Source organism: Butyrivibrio sp. INlla18 (genome assembly GCF_900103635.1).
In the GTDB taxonomy this organism is placed as follows: domain Bacteria; phylum Bacillota; class Clostridia; order Lachnospirales; family Lachnospiraceae; genus Butyrivibrio.
This window is the reverse complement of the sequence record NZ_FMXK01000004.1, coordinates 119,681-140,587: the sequence shown is the minus strand read 5'-3', so window position 1 is coordinate 140,587 and position 20,907 is coordinate 119,681. Positions and strand designations below refer to the sequence as shown.

The 20,907-nt window shown below is 40.5% G+C and carries 15 protein-coding genes; all 15 read left to right on the top strand.

The annotated features are described in order from the left end of the window. Nucleotides 1-81 precede the first annotated feature (81 nt). The gene (locus tag BLS24_RS02005; RefSeq protein ID WP_091755659.1) at nt 82-2,715 is read left to right on the top strand and encodes an O-antigen ligase family protein; all 2,634 of its coding nucleotides are present in this window, start codon (nt 82-84) and stop codon (nt 2,713-2,715) included. A gap of 15 nt (nt 2,716-2,730) precedes the next feature. Continuing rightward, nucleotides 2,731-4,671, top strand: a complete 1,941-nt coding sequence (locus BLS24_RS02000) for a polysaccharide biosynthesis protein (protein ID WP_091755657.1) — start codon at nt 2,731-2,733, stop codon at nt 4,669-4,671. Between the two features lie 2 nt (nt 4,672-4,673). Then, nucleotides 4,674-5,945 carry a DegT/DnrJ/EryC1/StrS family aminotransferase gene (locus BLS24_RS01995; protein ID WP_176764306.1) on the top strand — a complete coding sequence of 424 codons (1,272 nt, stop codon included), beginning with the start codon at nt 4,674-4,676 and terminating at the stop codon, nt 5,943-5,945. 27 nt (nt 5,946-5,972) lie between these two features. Then, a complete protein-coding gene (locus tag BLS24_RS01990) occupies nt 5,973-6,599 on the top strand; it encodes a sugar transferase (protein ID WP_176764305.1) in 627 nt (208 codons plus the stop codon). Between the two features lie 4 nt (nt 6,600-6,603). Beyond that, nucleotides 6,604-7,599 (top strand): ATP-grasp domain-containing protein, encoded by a 996-nt coding sequence (locus BLS24_RS01985; RefSeq protein WP_091755655.1) that lies wholly within the window; start codon nt 6,604-6,606, stop codon nt 7,597-7,599. A gap of 2 nt (nt 7,600-7,601) precedes the next feature. Beyond that, complete coding sequence (locus BLS24_RS01980; protein ID WP_091755653.1) at nt 7,602-8,699, top strand: glycosyltransferase family 4 protein; 1,098 nt, start codon at nt 7,602-7,604, stop codon at nt 8,697-8,699. A gap of 98 nt (nt 8,700-8,797) precedes the next feature. Continuing rightward, nucleotides 8,798-10,114 (top strand): nucleotide sugar dehydrogenase, encoded by a 1,317-nt coding sequence (locus tag BLS24_RS01975; RefSeq protein ID WP_091755651.1) that lies wholly within the window; start codon nt 8,798-8,800, stop codon nt 10,112-10,114. A gap of 3 nt (nt 10,115-10,117) precedes the next feature. After that, a complete protein-coding gene (locus BLS24_RS01970) occupies nt 10,118-11,092 on the top strand; it encodes an SDR family oxidoreductase (protein ID WP_091755649.1) in 975 nt (324 codons plus the stop codon). Nucleotides 11,093-11,384: 292 nt separating this feature from the next. After that, complete coding sequence (locus tag BLS24_RS01965; RefSeq protein ID WP_091755647.1) at nt 11,385-12,119, top strand: DUF2334 domain-containing protein; 735 nt, start codon at nt 11,385-11,387, stop codon at nt 12,117-12,119. 308 nt (nt 12,120-12,427) lie between these two features. After that, on the top strand, nt 12,428-13,870 hold the full coding sequence (locus BLS24_RS01960; protein WP_091755645.1) for a glycosyltransferase: 1,443 nt from the start codon (nt 12,428-12,430) through the stop codon (nt 13,868-13,870). Continuing rightward, nucleotides 13,870-15,069, top strand: coding sequence for a glycosyltransferase (locus BLS24_RS01955; protein ID WP_091755643.1), 1,200 nt, complete (start codon nt 13,870-13,872; stop codon nt 15,067-15,069). Before BLS24_RS01960 ends, BLS24_RS01955 begins: the two co-directional genes overlap by 1 nt. Before the next feature lie 6 nt (nt 15,070-15,075). Then, nucleotides 15,076-16,185: a glycosyltransferase family 4 protein gene (locus BLS24_RS01950; RefSeq protein ID WP_091755641.1), complete on the top strand. Its 1,110-nt coding sequence runs from the start codon at nt 15,076-15,078 to the stop codon at nt 16,183-16,185. Between the two features lie 8 nt (nt 16,186-16,193). Further along, complete coding sequence (gene asnB, locus BLS24_RS01945) at nt 16,194-18,140, top strand: asparagine synthase (glutamine-hydrolyzing) (RefSeq protein WP_091755639.1); 1,947 nt, start codon at nt 16,194-16,196, stop codon at nt 18,138-18,140. Then, on the top strand, nt 18,131-19,333 hold the full coding sequence (locus BLS24_RS01940) for a glycosyltransferase (RefSeq protein ID WP_091755637.1): 1,203 nt from the start codon (nt 18,131-18,133) through the stop codon (nt 19,331-19,333). Before asnB ends, BLS24_RS01940 begins: the two co-directional genes overlap by 10 nt. A gap of 145 nt (nt 19,334-19,478) precedes the next feature. Then, complete coding sequence (locus BLS24_RS01935; RefSeq protein WP_242872208.1) at nt 19,479-20,897, top strand: MBOAT family O-acyltransferase; 1,419 nt, start codon at nt 19,479-19,481, stop codon at nt 20,895-20,897. The last annotated feature ends 10 nt before the right edge of the window (nt 20,898-20,907 follow it).

Below are 20,907 nucleotides of genomic sequence, written 5' to 3'. Positions count from 1 at the left end.
TAAGCAGTTTCAGTATGTTAATATTTAATGATGGCTTTTTGTGCCAAAATGCAAAAAACAAAGGAAATGACCTTTAGATAGATGAGAAAAGTTATAGATAAAAAAACAGCGTGCATGGCAGTAGTCATGTTGATCGCGATTATATGTATCCTTAGCATCTGGCCTATCAGAATGTGGACATCTGTCCTTGAGACATCTCCAGGAGGAGATATTCTTTCAGAGCGAGAAGAAGTCAATTTTGAAAGTACTCTGATGCAGCAGTTTGTATCACAGTATGACAGACTTAGTTCCATCGACGTATATATCGATGAGGTGGAGAAGGGTAGATACGTCAGTGCCACTATCACGGATGAATTCTATTCTAATCTCGTGAAGGTCTACGTAGATACAGAAGGACTTGAGCTTCCAGGATATGTGAATATCCCTCTTGAGTACAATATGGAAGTTGGCAAGAATTATTACCTTAAGCTTGAGGGCTGCAGATCCAAGTATTATCCATCACTTGAAACAGTTCCTGATGGATCAGCTTATGTAGGTTCTGTATATGTAAATGGTCAGGAGAGACCAGGCAGACACCTTGCTGCAATCTATAATTACAGACTTCCAATATCCAAGATGGCATCAGTTAAGATAATGGCTATGATCGCAGCTATCACTGCATTGGTAGAGGCGCTTATCTATATGTATTTTAGATTAAGACCAGGAAGAAACACCTTAGTAACAGTCAAGCAAGCTATTAAGACTATAGCCAATCCTTTGATCGTTTTAGTGTTTGGCGTTTTGATGATCATGGTATTCCCGCTCAAGATCTTTGATCTAAGAGTGGCAGACATTATCTTTTATGAGATAGGTCTTATCATTACAGCTGGAATGGCCCTTTATGCAGTTAATCACAAAATAATAAAGCATGAAGAAGGCGTGTCATTCTGGGAAAATATCAGTAGGAACAATAAGCTTGTTTATATTCCGATGATGTTTTCTATGGCTATGGCAATCTGGTATGCCTGCACCTATATGAATGACTTGTATGATATCTATCACACAATGTCAGAGCGCAGAATGGTCATATGGCTCCTTATTATGATCATACTCACATTTAGCTACAAAGAGGTTGTGAATCTATACAACTTAGTATGGACTTTCGGTTCAACTATTTTTGGAATTCACTATTATTACAGCCACCTCTTGCCTGATACAGAAAAAGAATATGATCTCCACAATGCAATTCTTAAGTATGGAATCATTATCGTGATCCTTGGTGGTGTGATCGTATTAAATCTCATAAGACTTGTTGTTAACGCAGTTAAGGCTAAGAGATATAATGAGCACAGTAGCGTAGTACAGAGACTTAGGCTCTCTCCTTATGGCGTTGCGGTAATAGTCTTCCTTGTAGCTATAGTCATTATGAGAAACACAAGATGGTGGGGCGTTGCTCTTGCTGTCATTTTTGCAGTTTTATATATCAGACTTTTTGTATGGAAAAATAGAGCAGACTGGATCAAGATAGTATCCGGCGGACTCATGACCAACTTTGCAATATCACTCATATTTAGCCTTCTTCACAGATACTTTACAGGCTATGTGAGCGGAAGATTTGGATTCTTGTTCCACACAGTAACAGTTACCGCAGAATACTTTACATTTATGGGAGCTGTGGCAGCAATTCTTTTAACAGCCAAGATAGTAGCTCTCCCTAATGGAATAGGTGTCAAAAAAGTCTTCTTCTCAGCTTGGAAGGAGATAATACTGTTTGGCTGGATATCTGCCTACGCAATATTTACAGTATCCAGAACAGCGATACTTGCCCTTGGAGTTTGTACACTGGCAGTACTTATAGTTACAAGCATTCATCAAAAGAAGCAGTTCATCCGTATGGTAGCCGTTATGGTAGCGGCATTTTTGATCTGCTTCCCAGCAGCATTTACACTCCAGAGAATCGTACCAGCTATGGCGGCTGATCCTGTATTTTATGTTATCGATGATGCAGATGAGTTCGTAAGAGGCGGTGCTTCTTGGGGCAATTCAAACTTTATGTGCATAGAGAGATTTGTAAATCTCTTTAATGACAAGATCCTTGGAATGGACGTAAGTGATTATGACTATCCAAATGATTATTACAACTACGATATGAATGGAAATGGTGATCCTTATCTTGATTACTATGGAAATCCATATGAGGGTAGTGACGAGCAGCAGCAAAAATATGGCTACAACATCATTGAGTCAGATGACAACATGCTTGCAAGCACGCACCTTACAGGGGCAGAAATTGCAGTTCTTGCCCTTACTGAACAGCCAAACGAATATGTAGATTCATCCAACATAATAGATGTGCTTTCAAATGGGCGAATCACTATATTTAAATCTTATATACAAGAACTCAATATGACAGGACACGACCAGATGGGAGCTCCGCTTCCTAACGGTGAGATAGCGGTCCACGCTCATAACACCTACATTCAGGTGGCTTACGACCATGGAATCATTGTAGGAATCCTGTTTGTGATATTTATTGTGTTCGGAATGATCTGGGGAGTTCATTACTACAGAACTGACCGGAGAAAAGAGCCATTGGCTCTCCTTCCATTTGCTGTTATAGTTGGCTTTGCCTTTGCAGGCATCAGTGAATGGGTATTTATGTTTAGTAATCCAATGACACAGGCGCTTATGTTGTCAATTGCACCACTTATGTTCAGATCATTACAGAAAAAATAACGATGGAATTAAGCTATGAACAAGAAGAGTAAGGAACCATTTAATTATCAAAAATTATATAGAAGAACAGGACTTATCATTTATGATGTGCTCAGCATAATCATGTCTAGTTATGTTGCAATCCTCATAAGATATGAGTTCAAGATCGGAAGTATTCCAGATCACTTCCTTGATCCTGTTACTACATTTTTGCTTATAAATATCGCAATCACTCTTTTGATCTTTTATCTGTTCAAGCTTTATGACAGCTTGTGGGCTTATGCCGGCGAAAGAGAGATGCAGAACCTGGTAATGGCCTGTGTTCTTTCTGGAATTGTTAATGCCATTGGTCTTCAGTTCTTTAAATCTGCAGATCAGCCAGTTCCACAGAGCTACTATTTCCTGTATACATTCCTTCTGATAACCTTTATCTTTATCAGCAGATTCTCATACAGGTTCCTTAGAAGCCACAAGAATAGAGCTGAGAACAAGAATAATAGTAAAGCCGTTATGATAATTGGAGCTGGTGAAGCTGCCAATATCATCATCAAGGACATCAATACAAGTAACTACTCAACAATGTCCATCAAATGTATTATCGATGACGATACCAACAAATGGGGCAAGTATATCCAGGGTATCAGAGTTGTTGGTGGTAGAGACAGGATCGTTGAATGTGCAGATCTATATGATATTGATGAGATTATTGTTGCTATTCCTTCTGTTTCCAGACAGGAACTTAAAAAGATCCTTGAGATCTGTAAGAACACAGACTGTAAGCTTCGTTCCCTTCCAGGAATGTATCAGCTTGTAAACGGCGAAGTTAACGTATCAAGACTTCGTGATGTAGAAGTAGAAGACCTTTTAGGTAGAGATCCTATTGCTGTAGACCTTGATTCTATCGCTGGATATGTAAGTGGCAAGACTGTAATGGTAACTGGTGGCGGCGGATCTATCGGATCTGAGCTTTGCAGACAGATTGCTGGTCACAAGCCAAAGAGACTTATCATTGTTGATATCTATGAGAACAATGCCTATGACATCCAGCAGGAGCTTAAGAGCAAGTACCCAGACCTTGATCTGGTAGTCCTTATTGCTTCTGTTAGAAATACACTTAGAGTAAATACAATATTTGAGCAGTACAAGCCTGAGATCGTTTATCATGCAGCTGCTCACAAGCATGTACCTCTCATGGAAGACAGCCCAGGAGAGGCTATCAAGAATAACGTATTCGGAACTTGGAAGACAGCAATGGCAGCAGCCATGAATGGAACCAAGAAATTTGTACTCATTTCAACGGATAAGGCTGTTAACCCTACAAACGTCATGGGTGCCAGCAAGCGTATCTGTGAGATGATCGTTCAGACCTTTAACAAGCACTACGACACAGAGTTCGTAGCAGTTAGATTTGGTAACGTACTTGGATCTAACGGTTCAGTTATCCCTCTTTTCAAAAAGCAGATTGCTGCAGGAGGACCTGTAACTGTTACAGACCCTAACATCATCAGATACTTCATGACTATTACTGAGGCTGTATCACTTGTGCTTCAGGCTGGAGCATTTGCTAAGGGCGGCGAGATATTCGTCCTTGATATGGGCGAACCAGTAAGAATCCTTGATCTTGCTGAGAATCTTATTAAGCTCTCTGGTTACAAGGTCGGCGAAGATATCAAGATCGAATTTACAGGACTTAGACCTGGTGAGAAGCTATATGAAGAGATGCTCATGGATGAAGAAGGACTTCAGGATACAGCCAACAAGATGATCCACATCGGCAAGCCTATTGAACTTGATGAGATGAAGTTCTTTACAGAACTTGAAAGACTTCATAAGGCTGCAAGGGCTGAGTCACCAGAGATAAAGAGCCTTGTGCAGGAGATAGTTACAACATATCATCCTACAGATAACGAAGAAGATAAAACTCAGGAACATATGGAAGCTCTCAAAAAAGCTGCTGAAAAGATAAACGAGGAGTAATTATGGAAATCAAGCCATTTGAAAAGAAAGTATATCTTTCATCACCTACAATGCACGGCGATGAGCTTAAATTTATGCAGGAGGCCTATGAGACAAACTGGATGTCTACTGTAGGTGCCAATATAAATGGATCTGAGAAAATGATCGCAGAAAAGATCGGATGTAAGGATGCGGTAGCTCTTTCATCAGGTACTGCTGCTCTTCATCTTGCTATTAAGCTTGCAGGAGAAAGACTCTATGGTCAGCCAAGGACTGGACATGGCGTCTTAGAAGGAAAGAAGGTCTTCTGTTCAGATATGACCTTTGATGCCACAGTTAATCCTGTAGCTTACGAAGGTGGCGAAGCTGTTTATATTGATACAGAGGCAGATACATGGAATATGTGTCCAAAGGCTTTGGAGAAGGCTTTTGAGATCTATCCAGACGTTAAGCTAGTAGTAATTGCTCATCTTTATGGAACTCCAGGTAAGGTTGATGAGATCAGAAAAATCTGTGATAAACACGGCGCACTTATCGTAGAAGATGCTGCTGAGTCTCTTGGAGCAACTTATAAGGGCAAGCAGACAGGTATTTTTGGTGATTATGGCATTATCTCTTTTAATGGAAACAAGATTATCACAGGTTCCGCAGGAGGAATGTTCCTTACAAATAACGTAGAAGATGCTCACAAGGTACGTAAGTGGTCAACTCAGGCCAGAGAAGATGCACCTTGGTATCAGCACGAAGAACTTGGTTACAACTACCGTATGAGTAATGTTATTGCCGGCGTAGTAAGAGGCCAGATTCCTCATCTTGAGGAGCACATTGCTCAGAAGAAGGCAATCTATAATAGATACAAAGAAGGTCTTAAGGATCTTCCTATCAAGATGAATCCTTTTGATGAGGCAAACAGTGAGCCAAATTTCTGGCTTTCATGCCTTATCATTGACAAAGAGGCTATGTGCAAGCAGGTTAGAGGCGAAAAAGACGTTCTCTATGTTTCAGAGCCAGGTAAGAGCTGCCCTACAGAGATCCTTGATGCAATTGCAGCCATCAACGCAGAAGGCAGACCAATCTGGAAACCAATGCACATGCAGCCTATTTATAGAATGAATGCTTTTGTTACAGTATCCGGAAACGGAAGAGCTAGAAGTAACGCGTACATCAAGGAGACCGGCTTTACAGATGTTGGAGCAGATATCTTTGAAAGAGGCCTTTGCCTTCCAAGTGATAACAAGATGACACCACAGCAGCAGGATGTGATCATTGAAGTGATCAAGAAATGCTTTGAATAAAGCTATAGCGTAAAAGAGAAAACGAACATGAAGAATACCATATATTCAAAGTATGTAAAAAGAATAATAGACATTTTGCTGTCGCTTATAGTGATAGTATTGTTTTTCTGGCTTTATCTCATTGTAGCTATTCTTGTTAGAGTCAAGCTTGGAAGCCCTGTTATCTTCAAGCAGCCAAGACCTGGTAAGGACGAGAAGGTATTTAACCTTTACAAGTTTAGGACCATGACAGATGCTAGGGATCAAGATGGCAATCTTCTTCCAGATGAAGACAGACTTCCGGAATTTGGTAAGAAACTCAGAGCAACTAGCCTTGATGAACTTCCAGAGTTTTTCAATATCCTTAAAGGTGATATGAGCTTTGTTGGACCAAGACCACTTCTTGTTAAGTACCTTCCTCTCTACAATGAGGAGCAAAGGCACAGGCATGATGTGAGACCAGGACTTACAGGATGGGCTCAGGTCAATGGCAGAAACCTTCTTAGCTGGGAAGACAGATTTGAAAAAGATGTATTTTATGTAAACCACATTTCTTTTTTGATGGATCTTAAGATCGTATTCATGACTGTTGCAGTCGTGTTTAGACATAATGATATAAATAGTGCGACAGATGCCACAATGGAAGCATTTACCGGCACTAAACCAAAGGAGTAAAGTAATGAACATTCTTTTTTGTAGCGTAGGAAGACGCTGCGAGCTTTTAAAAGACTTTAGGAAAACACTTGGAGACAAGGTTCGTATAGTTGTTACAGATAACAGCCCTTATGCGCCGGCTCTTGCTTTTTCAGATGTGAGCTACAAGGTGCCTCTTATTACAGATGAGAACTATATTCCAATGATCCTTGATATCTGTAAAAAAGAGAAGATCAATGCCATCACGACACTTATTGATCCTGAGATATCTATTCTTGCTGATCACAGAGCAGAGTTTGAAGCTCTTGGAGTTGAAGTTCTTGCTCCTTACAAGGAAACAGCAGACCTTTGCTTTGATAAGTACGAGATGTTCAAGTATCTTAGTAAGAAAGGTGTCAGAACAGTTAAGACTTATGGCACTTTCGAAGATTTTGATAAGGACTACAAAGAGGGAAAGATCAGCCTTCCAGTATTTGTTAAGCCTAGAACAGGTAGCGGAAGCGTAGGAGCTAGAAAGGTTGAGTCCTATGAACTGTTAAAAGAGGTTATGGAGAGAAGCCCAGAGCTTATAATCCAGGAGCTTATGACAGGTAAAGATATGGACGCTGACCTTTACGTTGACACTGTAAGCGGCGAAGTTATCGCAATCTTTTCAAAGAAAAAGATCTCTACAACAATCGGCGGAGCTAACAAGACAATTTCCTTTAAGGATGAGAAGCTCTTCGAGTTTGTTGAGGATGCCATGAAGGTCTTTAAGTTCAACGGACCTCTTGATATGGATCTCTTTTTCCAGAATGGAGAGTACTATCTCTCTGAGATCAATCCTAGATTTGGCGGAGCTTACCTCCATGCATATGGCGCAGGTGTAGACTTCCCTTCATTCATCTACAAGAATGTCATGGAAAAAGAAGCTAACAAGCAGCAGATAGGCCAGTACGACGAAAATGTTGTAATGATGATGTATGACAGCGTAGTTATCGATACTCTTGATAATCTCCAGGAGAGAATGAAAGAAGTTTGATCATGAAAATATTGATCCTGACCAATTATGCTAATGGACTGTACCTGTTTAGAAAAGAGCTGGTGGAGTCCTTTATAAAAGAGGAACATCAGGTTGTTGTGTCAGTCCCAGCTGATGAAAATTGCAAAAAGCTAGAGGGGCTTGGTGTTACGATCATAGAGACTGCTCTTGATAGACATGGCATGAATCCTGCAAAGGATATAAAGCTTTTTAATACCTATCTTTCTATGATCAGAAAAGAAAAACCTCAGGTTGTCCTTACATATACCATAAAGCCTAATATATATGGAGCTATGGCGGCCAAGATCTTTAAAGTTCCTTATATCAGCAATATTACAGGCCTAGGAACTGCCATAGAAAATGGCGGAATGCTCAGTAAGATACTGATCAAGATGTATTCAGCGTCACTTAGAAGAGCACAAAAGGTCTTTTTCCAAAATGAAAAGAACATGGCCTTCATGCAAAAGCATGGAATTGCAAAGGATAACGCAGGACTCCTTCCAGGTTCTGGAGTAAATCTGACTGAACATCCATTTAGAGATTACCCTTCTGAAGAGGATGGAATCAGACTCCTTGCTGTAGTAAGAGTTATGAGAGATAAGGGCATTGAGGAATATCTTAATGCTGCTAGGGTGATCGGCTGCGTTAACTTAAATGTTCACTTCGAACTTGTCGGAGAGTTTGAAGAGGATGAGAGAGACAAGTACGAGGATCAGATAAAAGATCTTGAGAAGCAGGGACTTTTAAAGTATTACGGACATTTGGACACTGTTGAACCTGTTATGGCAAAGAGCCATGTGATAGTTCATCCTTCATATCATGAGGGACTTTCAAATGTTCTTTTGGAGGCAGCTGCTTGCGGAAGACCGGTTCTTGCAAGTAATGTTCACGGATGTATTGAGACTTTTGAAGATGGCGTATCTGGAATGGCGTTCAAGTCTCAGGACAAGGATGCCCTTGTAGAAGCTATTAACAAGATGCTCGCTCTTACTATGGAACAGAGAAGTGAAATGGGCCGAAAGGGCAGGAAGTATATAGAAGATCATTTTGATCGAAATATAGTTATAAATGCTTACAAAGAAGAACTAGGGCGACTTTAAGCTCATATGATATTTTGGTTTGACATGCGTAGTATAATAGTGACGTATGTGAAAGAAAAAAGTTTTTTAGAATGAATTTTTAGTGTGGAGGAAACACCATGAGTTTATATGAAAAGCTTCTCTCAGGAGAAGAGAAATTATCACTTGTAGGACTTGGTTACGTAGGAATGCCTATCGCAGTTGCTTATGCCAAGAAGATCAAGGTAGTAGGTTATGATTTCAACGCTGCCAAGGTTGATCTTTACAAGAGAGGAATCGATCCTACAAGAGAAGTTGGTGATGACGCTATTAAGGAGACATCAGTAGAGTTCACAGCAGATCCAGAAAAGCTTCGTGAATGTAAGTTCCACGTAGTTGCTGTACCTACACCAGTTAACGATGATCATACACCAGATCTTTCACCTGTAGAGGGTGCCAGCCATACACTTGGTAAGTACCTTACAAAGGGAAGCATCGTAGTTTACGAGTCAACAGTATATCCAGGAGTAACAGAGGACATTTGCGTACCTATCCTTGAGCAGGAGTCAGGCCTTAAGTGCGGCGTAGACTTTAAGGTTGGTTATTCACCAGAGCGTATCAACCCAGGTGATAAGGTACACAGACTTGATACTATCACTAAGATCGTATCTGGTATGGATGAAGAGACTCTTGAAGAGATCGCAAACGTATATAGCCTTGTTGCACTTGCAGGTGTTTACAAAGCTCAGTCAATCAAGGTTGCTGAGGCTGCAAAGGTTATCGAGAATTCACAGCGTGATATCAATATCGCTTTCATGAACGAGCTTTCAATGATCTTCCACAGGATGGATATCGATACAAAGAGCGTTCTTGAGGCTGCAGGCACAAAGTGGAACTTCCTCCCATTCCGTCCAGGTCTTGTAGGTGGACACTGTATCGGTGTAGATCCATATTACCTTACATACAAGGCTGAGGAGCTTGGATACCACTCACAGATCATTCTTTCAGGTAGACGTATCAACGATGATATGGGTAAATATATTGCAGAGTCATGTGTTAAGAATCTCATCGCAAACGACATTGCAGTTAAGAACGCAAAGGTAGCTATCCTTGGATTCACATTCAAGGAGAATTGCCCAGATACACGTAATACAAAGGTTATCGATATTTACAACGAGCTTGGCGAGTATGGAATCACTCCAGTAGTTGTAGATCCAGAAGCTGATTCAGATGAAGCTAAGAGACTTTATGGTATCGAGTTCGAGACTATGGATGCAGTAAAGGATATGGATGCAGTTATTGTAGCTGTAGCACATAAGGAATTTGAGAACTACAAGCCAGCAGACATCGCTAAGTTCTTCAATCCTGCACACAAGACAAAAGTATTCATGGATCTCAAGGGAATCTATGACATGAATGAATATAACGCACCAGAATATGATTATTGGAGACTGTAAAAAATGAGTTTTAGAGAGTTAAAGTTTGATCCTGATAGTGTGTTCCTTGTAACAGGTGGAGCTGGATTTATCGGATCAAATATTTGTGAAGCACTTTTAGAAATGGGTTATAAAGTTAGATGTATGGATAACCTTTCTACAGGACATATTGAAAATATACAGCCTTTTTTGGATAATCCAAAATTCACTTTCATTCAGGAAGATATAAGAGATTTGGATGCTTGCATGAAGGCAACTGAAGGAGTTACATATGTACTTAATGAGGCTGCTTGGGGAAGTGTTCCAAGAAGTATCGAGATGCCTCTTCTCTATGAGGAGATCAACATCAGAGGAACTCTTAACATGATGGAAGCTTCAAGACAGAACGGTGTTAAGAAGTTTGTATATGCTTCAAGTTCTTCAGTATATGGTGATTCAACAACTCTTCCAAAGCAGGAAGGTCATGAAGGAAATGTATTATCTCCTTATGCACTTACCAAGAAGACTGATGAAGAGTATGGTAAGCTTTACAAGAAGCTTTATAACTTAGATACATACGGACTTCGTTATTTTAACGTATTTGGTAGAAGACAGGATCCTAACGGTGCATATGCTGCTGTTATTCCTAAGTTCTTAAAGCAGCTCATGAACGGTGAGACACCTACGATCAATGGTGATGGTAAGCAGTCAAGAGACTTCACATATGTTGATAACGTAATCGAAGGTAACCTTCGTGCATGCCTTGCTCCATCAGAAGCAGCTGGTGAAGCTTACAATATCGGAGCTGGTGGAAGAGAGTATCTCATCGATGTATATCATCATCTTACAGATGCACTTGGACTTGATGTAGAGCCAATCTACGGACCACCAAGAGCAGGAGATATCAGAGATTCTAACGCAGACATTTCAAAGGCTCGCAAGAACCTCGGCTATGATCCATCATTCGACTTCAAAGCCGGAATCAAGCTCGCAATTGACTGGTATAAGGAAAATCTGTGATACCGAAAGGTTATGACTAATAGGTGGGGATGTGAATGTGTATATATCCACATTGGGGACGCTTTCGCTCTGTAAAAAACGTAGCAGTACATAGACGTCAAAAGACGCCGTCTTGTACTGACGTTTTTTAAAGCCCCAAAGTGAACATATACACATTCACATCCCCTTTGTTATATAAAAATATCAGAATAATAAAATATTCATTTGCAAGTATAGTTTATGAAATATTATATTTACAGCTACGTATAAATCTAGAAAAACAGTATTGGGAAAAGAGAAAAAAGGTGTAAATATGTACATTACGATAAGATTGGATGATATTACTCCGGACATGGATTGGAGTAAATTCAACACAATTAAAGAGATTTTGGACAAGCATCAGGTTAAGCCACTGATTGGAGTAGTGCCTGATAATGGTGACAGTAAGCTTAAGCTTAATGACTCTAGAGCTGATTTCTGGGAGTATGTAAAAGAACTTCAGGATCAGGGCTGGATTGTTGCTATGCACGGTTTAAATCACTTGTATACCACTAAGAAAGGCGGCCTTTTTCCACTGAACATGAAGTCTGAGTTTGCAGGACATGATTATGATACTCAGGATTCCATGATCAAAAAAGGTAAGGAAATCCTTGAAAGCCACGGCATTCATACTGACATGTTCATGGCTCCATCCCATTCCTATGACAAAAACACCTTAAAAGCCCTTAAGGCTAACGGCTTTACCAAAGTAACCGATGGCTTTGGCAAAAAGCCTTATAAAAGAGCAGGATTAACCTTTTACCCTATCTCCATGCAGAAGTCTAAAAGCATCAAAGACTCCAGCAATGGCATTACCACCTTCGTGTACCATGCCAACACCATGGAATGTAAAGACTTCCAATCCTTTGAAAAACTATTCGAAAAAGCTACAGTAGTTTCTTATTCTGACTTTTTTGAGTATAATATAGAAAGTCGGAATTTATTATCAAATTTTGGCGAGTTTATTCTTGCCAAAACAAAGTACTTATTAGTTAGATATCGTAAGTAATATGATCAACTATTAAGTATAGTTAGCTGGAATTATTAGTAATCATAGTTTTCAGCTAGATATCACTTATATTAGATTAAACGTGTTTTGGAGATGAAAGGTCGATAACTTTCATAAGATTGGGGTTTTTGTGTAAAACAATCTTGCGGTCCTTACTCCTGGTTGGCACTTAGCTTCTGTTTTTTAGAAGCTTATGTGCCGTTACCAAGGAGTACGGAGCGAAAGCGTGCCCAAGATGTTTTACACAATCCCCAATCCCTATCACAACGTAAACTCCTTTCATCCCAAAACACCTACGGGGAGCCAATATGGAAGAAGGATATGGACAGATAAGAGTGCTTCATGTTCTGGGGGGACTTGGAGTTGGTGGCGCGGAATGCCGCATAATTGATCTATATCGAAATATGGATAGAGACAAGATTCAGTTCGATTTTCTTGTGCACTATTCACCTGAAAAAACTGGAAAGAAAAGTCCGACTTCTGATGAACTCATGGCAGTTCGAGAGCCGGACTATTTTGATAATAGCGTAAAGAAATTGGGAGGAAGGATCTTTTGCCTCCCTAAGTTCGTTGGAACCAATGTTGTGGAGTATAAAAGAGCAATTAAACAGTTCTTTAAGGCTCATCCAAATGAGTGGAAGGTAGTTCAGGGCCATATGACCAGTACAGCAGCTCTTTATCTTCCAATTGCCAAGAAGGCCGGCGTTCCAATCTGTATCGCCCACGCCAGAAGTGCTGGTGTTGATCAGGGCATTAAAGGAATAGCAACAAGAGTGCTCAGAACCCCTCTCCACAAAGAAGGAATCACTGATTATAACTTCGCTTGTTCCAAAGAAGCAGGCATTTCAGTGTTTGGAGAGACATTAGTTAATGCTGGAAATGTGCGCATCATTCCTAATGCCATCGACCTTAGGAAATTTGCTTACAATGAGGAAAAGAGAAATGCCATTAGAGCAGAGCTTGGTATTTCCAATGCCCTCGTTATTGGACATGTAGGAAGCTTTAGATATGCCAAGAATCACGAGTTCCTTTTAGAGGTATTTGCAGCTCTTTGCAGAATGCTTGATAACGACGACAATAACAGATTCAGCATGCTTCATGGTATGAGAATACGTCTTTTGATGCTTGGTAAGGGTCCTCTCATGGAGGAAATGAAAAAGAAGGCTGAATCACTACATATTTACGATAGATGTATATTTGCAGGCAATAAGAGTAATGCCAGCGATTACTATCAGGCTATGGACTATTTCTGCTTCCCTTCAAGATACGAAGGCCTTCCAGGAAGCGTAATAGAGGCCCAGGCAGCAGGACTTCAGTGTCTTGTGTCAGATCAGGTCACACCTGAAGTGGACGTTACAGAGCTGGTTTCTATGCGTAGCATCAAGTCAGAGCCTAGAGACTGGGCTAGAAAGATACTAGATGATCTCATGCTTCATGAGGACTATCACAGCGATCCATTATCAGAAGAGATGAAGCTCAATCAGACACTTACTGCAATTGCAGGAGAGCGTAGAGAGAGCGTATTTGAGACAGAGGACATGCCAGACTTTGACAGCCTTGATGAAGGAACAGGCTTTGAGAAGTTAAATGTAGCTGAGGCGAGGAAACAGCCAAAGAAGTCAGAAGGCTTTTCAATTGGCGATAGGCAGGGTTCTTCTGCTTATATTTTGAGTAAACTTAAAAGTGCCGGATTTGACGTAAAGTCTCAGGCGAAGATGATGGCATATTTTTATGAAAGAGGACATTTTTAATGAGCTCAGAAAAAAAGAATCTCCTCTTGATGGTACCAATGCTCCATCAGGGAGGCTTCGAGAGAGTTTGCATCAAGACTGCAAGACTCATGCAGGAATTTTATAACGTCCACATTTTGATATTCAGCTCAAAAGATATCAACTTTGATATAACAGGTCTGGATGTCATTGATATTGACGTGCCTGCACAAAAGGGAATAGTTAATAAAGTCATAAATGTCCTTAAGAGAGTCAAAAAGACCAAAAAGATCAAAAAAGATCTTGGCATAGATATTTCCTACAGCTTTGGTAGTTCAGCCAATTACGTTAATGTCCTTTCTAAGGGAAAAGAAAAAGTGCTGACAGGACTTCGTTGTCAGACAGATATGGACAACAAAAAGAATGTGAGACTTTTCTGCAACAGATCAGATCAGGTTTTATCATGTTCCAAAGAAATCGTAAGAGAGCTTGAAAGAGACTATTCATATAACAGAAGCACCTATATCTACAATCCACTTGATGTAAGTGATGTACAGGATAAAGGCGCTGAGGAGATAAAGGATTATCCATTTAATGACCCTGATGTTAAAGTCATTTCCTGTATGGGTAGAAATGACTACATCAAAGGTATATGGCACCTAGTAAAAGCTTTTTCTCTTGTTGAAAAGGCTCATCCAGAGGCAAGACTTATTGTCCTTGGTGCTGGTGACTGGTCAGACTATAGAGATATGGCTTGGAGCCTTGGAATCAAAGAAAAGGTAGCTTTTCCAGGAGTTAGAAAGAACCCATTCCCATATGTTGCTAAATCAGATGTCTACGTATGTAGCTCCAACCATGAAGGCTTCCCAAATGCAGTCTTAGAGGCAATGGCTCTCAAAAAGCCTCTTATTTCTGCAGATTGTAAGACAGGACCTAGAGAGATCCTTTTAAACGAGGATCAGTACAACGCTCTGATAAAAGAGATTCCAAATGGCGACAGCATAACAAAGCCAATTGAAGGCGAGTTTGGTATTCTGGTTCCTGATATGAGCGAAGAAGTAAACATGAATCCGGAAGATATATCTGATGAAGAAAGAGTCCTTGCGGATCAGATAATAGCTCTTTTGGATAGTGATGAAAAGATGAAGCACTATTCAGAAAAGGCTTATGAGAGAGCGCTTTTCTATACACCTGAAAAATATCAGGCCAGCGCTCATGAAATATTTAAAAGATATGAGTGATACTTTATGAAGACAATAGCTTTCCATTTAAACTGCCTTGTTCAGGGCGGCGCAGAGAGAGTAGTCACAAACCTTGCAAACAAATTTGCAGAAGAAGGCTACAAAGTATACGTTGCAACTGAATGGTACGATGAAAATGAATATGAGCTTGATGAGAGAGTCACAAGAGTCCATGTAGGTCTCAAGGATACTGATGAAAAGAAGGGCCGGGTTACAAAGTTTCTTTTACGAGTTAAGTACCTTAAAGAGTTCCTTAAGGAATACAGACCTGATGTGCTTGTTGCCTTTGCTCACAGAGCAAACTATAGAGCACTTATGGCCAATAAGGGATTTGGAATACCTACAGTTATCTCCATCAGGATCAATCCTATAGGCTTTTATGATTCCTTCTCAGATAAGATACAGATCAAATGGCTTTTCCCAAGAGCTGCAGGCTGTGTATTCCAGACTCAGCAGCAAAGAGAGTTCTTTAAACCATATCTTCAGGACAACTCAAGGATCATCATGAATCCATTAAATCCAAAGTTTATTGGAGTTAAGAGACCTGAAGTAAAAGAAAAGGTTGTGGTAAACCACGCAAGGATCGTAGATTTCAAGAACCATCCGATGCTGGTAGATGCCTTTGCTATAGTTCACGACAAGCACCCTGATTACGTGCTCAAGATCTATGGACCTGATTCTTTTGACGGAACCAAAGAAAAAGTAGAAAAGAAAATTGCAGAGCACCATTTAGAAAACTGCGTATTTCTCATGGGAAGCTGCAATGAGATAGACAAGGAAATACCTAAGGCAGAGGTTTATGCTTACAGTTCAGACTATGAAGGATTTCCTAATTCCCTCTTGGAAGCAATGGCAATGGGAATGCCTGTAGTATCTACGGATTGCCCTCCTGGCGGACCAAAGATGGTTATAAGAGATGGCGAAAACGGCTTCCTTGTACCTGTAGGTGACCACGAGGCCCTTGCTGATAGGATCTGCAAACTTATCGAAGATAAAGAACTTGCAGACAGATTTGGAAAAGAAGCATCAAAGGTTTCAGAAATTGCCAATGTTCAGACTGTATATGAGCAGTGGAGAGATTATCTGGAAGAAATAGTTAAAGAAAAAAAGGACTAACTTAGATTATGTGCGGCATTTGCGGATATGTTTCTAAAAAGAGAATAACAGAAGATGAACTCCGGACGATGAACGACACCATGATCCACAGAGGACCAAATGATAGTGGCGTTGAACTTTACGACGGTACAGACGATTATGTTATAGGCTTTGCCCAGAGAAGACTTTCTATTCAGGATCTTTCTCCACTTGGACATCAGCCTATGCATTCAGAAAATGGAAGAGTATCTATCGTATTTAATGGTGAGATCTACAACTTCCTCGAGCTCAAAAAGGAACTTTCAGATTATACCTTTAAATCAAACTGCGATACTGAAGTCATCATCGCTTCCTACCTCAAATGGGGAATCAATATGGTTGACCATATCCATGGTATGTTTGCTATTGCTCTTTATGACAGAGAGACAGACGAGATATTCCTTATTAGAGATAGGATTGGTAAGAAGCCACTCTTTTACTGGGTAGATGGCGAGAATATCGTATTTGGATCAGAACTTAAGCCAATCATGCAGTGTCCTGGATTTAAGCCTGAGGTTAGAAAACAGGTTATTTCAAGATACCTCTATCAGCAGTACATAGCTGCACCAGAGTCTATCTTTACTGATGTATATAAGCTTGAGGCAGGCGGTATCCTTAGATTCCACCACGGTGAGATCACCAAGTGGAAGTATTGGGATGTCAAAAAAGTCTACGCTGAAAAGTCAAAAGATCAGATCGGAAGCTACGAAGAGGCTAAGGCTGGTCTTAAGGAGAGATTAAAGAAATCAGTAGCATCCAGAATGATCGCGGATGTTCCTCTTGGAACCTTCCTTTCAGGTGGATATGATTCTTCACTTATTACAGCTATTGCTCAGGAACATTCAGACAGACCAGTTAAGACCTTCTGTATCGGATTTGATGTTCCAAGCTACAACGAAGCTGAATATGCAAAAGAGATAGCAAAGCACCTTGGAACTGATCACACAGAGCTCTATATCACAGAAAAAGAGATGTTTGATCAGGTCAGTAGCATTGCTCAGTACTATGATGAGCCATTTGCTGATAACTCTGAGATTCCTTCTATGCTTGTTAGTAAGCTTGCCAGAAAAGATGTTACAGTAGCTCTTTCTGGTGATGGAGGAGATGAGTTCTTTTGCGGTTACAACATATATGACAATGTCAGAACAGCGCAGCTCTTAAATGCACCAGGACATGTGGTAAATGCTATTGGTAAGCTTCCTTTAGGAAACGGCAAGCTTATTGACAAGATGCCATTTAGAGTAAAAGTGGTAGCTGGCAACAGAGACCACGAGACCAAGACTCAGCTGGTATCAAGCGGATATATCACATCTGCTCACGCATTTGTTTCAGGAATGCCAGAGTTTGATACTCCAATGACAGCAATGGAGTACCTAAAGACTGACTACAACGATCCTGCAAATAAACAGCCAGTTCTTTATCCTATTGAGAGCTTGTATAATGTTAAGGACTACCAGATCAGAAGAATGCTCCTTGATATGGATACCTACCTTCCTGATGATATCTTGGTCAAGATGGATAGAGCTTCTATGAAGTATTCTCTTGAAAATAGATGTCCTATCATGGACACAGAGGTTATGGAGTACTCCTTCAGAATCCCACATAGCTTCAAGTATCACAAAGGAGACAAGAAGCATATTCTCAAGGATCTTGCATATGACTACATTCCAAGGGAACTTTTAGAAAGACCAAAGACTGGTTTTGGCGTTCCTATGGATAAGTGGCTTCGCGGACCATTAAAGGATCAGCTCCTTGATTACAGTAACGCAGACTACCTTAAGAAACAGGGTATATTTGATGCGGACTTTGTATCAAAGTATATAGATAACTATATTGTTAATGGAGATGCTGGCCCAGCTACTGGTGCAAACTACAGTAAGATTGCCTGGTCCTTCTACATCTTCCAGCAGTGGTATGAGAGGTATCTATGCATATAGCAATGTACATTGGCTCACTGAATAAGGGCGGCGCAGAAAGGGTTATGTGTAACCTGGCTGAGTATTTTTACAATGAAGGCCACAAGGTTACCATGGTCACTACCTATCTAGCTGACGATGAGTATGAACTTCCCGATGGAACCTGGTACAAGGAAGCCAAGGAAGGCTGCAGTGAAATCGAGGTCCTTAATCCAGATGACAAAAAGAAAAAGGTCTGGATCAATAAGTCAGAAGATGGTATCGCCAGAGTGTTCTCAGCTCTTACACTTGAAAATAGGGGCGGAAGACTCGCTAATCTGCGCATCAGAGTCCAGATACTTGAAAACATCTGGAAACAGATAAAGCCAGATATCATTCTCTCCTTCCTTGGAAAGAATAATGTTATGGCCATCAAGAGTGCTAGACCACTGGGAATTCCTGTTGTGGTATCAGTAAGATCCAATCCTTCAAGGGAATATGCTTCCAAGACTCTTAATCTTTCTATGAAGCATTACTTTCCAAAGGCAGCAGGCGTTGTAGTTCAGACTACAGGAGCTGCAGAATATTTTGGAAGAAATGTTAAGACAAGGATACTTCCAAACTCAGTGCACCCAGACTTTATCACCAGGAGCATCGTTCCTTTTGATAACAGGGCAAAAGAGATCGTGTCTGTAGGAAGACTTGATGACAACAAGAATCAGATTCTTTTGATAAAGGCCTTTGCAGAGATTTCAAAAGAGTTTGCTGATTACAAGCTCGTCCTCTACGGTGATGGCCCATCAAGAGCAAAGTTCGAAGAAAAAGCAAAAGAACTTGGTCTGTTAGATAATGAAAAGATAATCTTCAAAGGAAATGTTAGCAATGTGCCTGATCATATCGGTTCTTCAGAGATATTCGTGCTGACTTCCAAGCAGGAAGGCTCGCCAAATGCCTTAATAGAAGCCATGGCTTTGGGACTTACCTGTATATCTACGGACTGTCCATGCGGCGGCCCTAGAGACCTTATTACTGATGGCGAGAATGGACTTTTGATTCCTATGGCATCAGATGAGGAGATGGTAAAAGAGCTTGCTAATGCTCTTAGGAGAGTTATTACAGATAGAGAGCTTTCTGGGAAGCTATCTGAAAATGCTACATATGTTAGAGAAAAGTACAGCCCTGACAGGATAAACAGTCAGTGGAAAGAATACTTTGAAGAAATACTTAGAAAGTAATTTGTAACTTAGAAAGGCAGTGTGAGAAGCAGTGCAATTTAATTCATATATCTTTATATTGTGTTTTCTGCCCATTACTCTGCTGGGATACTTTGGGCTACACCATTTCCAAAAAGAAAAGCTCGCTCAGAGCTTTCTTTTACTGATGAGCCTTTGGTTTTATGGGTACTTTAACATAGGATATCTTCCTATCATCTGCGCCAGCATACTTGTAAACTATGGCGCATACAGATTCATGAACAAAAAAGGTATTCAGGAAGGCACCAAAAAGCTCCTTCTGACACTGGCTCTTTTGTTCAATGTGGGACTTATCTTTTACTTTAAGTACTTTGACTTTTTCATAGACAACATAAATCACGCATTTAATGCGGATTTTGTTCTAAGGAACATTACACTTCCTCTTGGAATCAGCTTTTTTACCTTCCAGCAGATCTCATTTATTGTGGATGCCTATAGAGGTGAGGCAGTAGGATATTCATTTATTGAATATGCGCTGTTTGTATCCTTCTTCCCTCAGCTGGTAGCAGGACCTATCGTCCTTCACTCAGAGCTTGTGCCACAGTTTAGAGATGAAGTGAGACGCCATGTGAACTTTGACAATCTTTCACAGGGAATCATGATGTTTGCAAGAGGCCTTGCAAAGAAGATCCTCATAGCTGATACCTTTGGAGGTGCAGTTGATATTGCAATTTCCAAAGCCTCTGAGATAGCAGTAGGTGAAGGGGCTCTTACAAGAGCTGAGATCATTATCCTGATGCTGTCTTATACATTCCAGATCTACTTTGACTTTAGTGGATACAGCGATATGGCTACAGGCTTGGGACAGATGTTTAACCTCAATATCCCAATGAACTTCAATTCACCTTACAAGGCTCTTTCTGTAGCAGATTTCTGGAAGCGCTGGCACATGACACTTACAAGGTTCCTTACGACCTACATCTACATTCCTCTCGGAGGAAACAGAAAAGGCAAGGCCAGGACCTATCTCAACACTATGATAGTCTTTCTTGTAAGCGGTATCTGGCATGGAGCTAACTGGACATTTATCCTGTGGGGCATTCTCCATGGAATAGCCCAGTGCTTTAATAAGCTCACTTCTGGAATCTACAAAAAGATATTTGGCGCTGCGGAGGGTATTTCCGGAGTTTTTGGAAAAGTAGTATGCGGCCTTATAAAGGCTGTTCAGTGGATCGTGACCTTTGCTTTTCTTAATGTTACATGGCTACTCTTTAGAGCAGACAGCGTGACCATGTGGGTTCAGATCCTTAAGAGACTTTTTGTACTAAACCTCGATGTAAGAGAGGATATCTTAGAAAACTTTAGGATTCCTAAGTTTAGATATGTACTTCAACTGCTGCGACTTCCAGCCAATGACAATATGACTCTTTGGGCAGGACTTATTATAATAATGCTGGCAGCACTACTTATATGCCTTCTCTTTCCCAATAACTACGAGAGAACATATAAGAGAAATGTAGTAAGTTTAGTGTTTACCTGGGTGATATTAGTGATATGCATTATTTCACTTAGCTCAGTTTCAACATTTTTGTATTTTAATTTCTAGTTTTACAGGA

Bases quoted from the DNA above. Each gene is read 5' to 3' on its own strand.
- BLS24_RS02005 (WP_091755659.1), top strand. From the start codon at position 82: ATGAGAAAAGTTATAGATAAAAAAACAGCGTGCATGGCAGTAGTCATG.
- BLS24_RS01970 (WP_091755649.1), top strand. From the start codon at position 10,118: ATGAGTTTTAGAGAGTTAAAGTTTGATCCTGATAGTGTGTTCCTTGTA.
- BLS24_RS01985 (WP_091755655.1), top strand. From the start codon at position 6,604: ATGAACATTCTTTTTTGTAGCGTAGGAAGACGCTGCGAGCTTTTAAAA.
- BLS24_RS01965 (WP_091755647.1), top strand. From the start codon at position 11,385: ATGTACATTACGATAAGATTGGATGATATTACTCCGGACATGGATTGG.
- BLS24_RS01955 (WP_091755643.1), top strand. From the start codon at position 13,870: ATGAGCTCAGAAAAAAAGAATCTCCTCTTGATGGTACCAATGCTCCAT.
- BLS24_RS01995 (WP_176764306.1), top strand. From the start codon at position 4,674: ATGGAAATCAAGCCATTTGAAAAGAAAGTATATCTTTCATCACCTACA.
- BLS24_RS01975 (WP_091755651.1), top strand. From the start codon at position 8,798: ATGAGTTTATATGAAAAGCTTCTCTCAGGAGAAGAGAAATTATCACTT.
- BLS24_RS01980 (WP_091755653.1), top strand. From the start codon at position 7,602: ATGAAAATATTGATCCTGACCAATTATGCTAATGGACTGTACCTGTTT.
- BLS24_RS01960 (WP_091755645.1), top strand. From the start codon at position 12,428: ATGGAAGAAGGATATGGACAGATAAGAGTGCTTCATGTTCTGGGGGGA.
- BLS24_RS01990 (WP_176764305.1), top strand. From the start codon at position 5,973: ATGAAGAATACCATATATTCAAAGTATGTAAAAAGAATAATAGACATT.
- BLS24_RS01935 (WP_242872208.1), top strand. From the start codon at position 19,479: ATGAGCCTTTGGTTTTATGGGTACTTTAACATAGGATATCTTCCTATC.
- asnB (WP_091755639.1), top strand. From the start codon at position 16,194: ATGTGCGGCATTTGCGGATATGTTTCTAAAAAGAGAATAACAGAAGAT.
- BLS24_RS01940 (WP_091755637.1), top strand. From the start codon at position 18,131: ATGCATATAGCAATGTACATTGGCTCACTGAATAAGGGCGGCGCAGAA.
- BLS24_RS01950 (WP_091755641.1), top strand. From the start codon at position 15,076: ATGAAGACAATAGCTTTCCATTTAAACTGCCTTGTTCAGGGCGGCGCA.
- BLS24_RS02000 (WP_091755657.1), top strand. From the start codon at position 2,731: ATGAACAAGAAGAGTAAGGAACCATTTAATTATCAAAAATTATATAGA.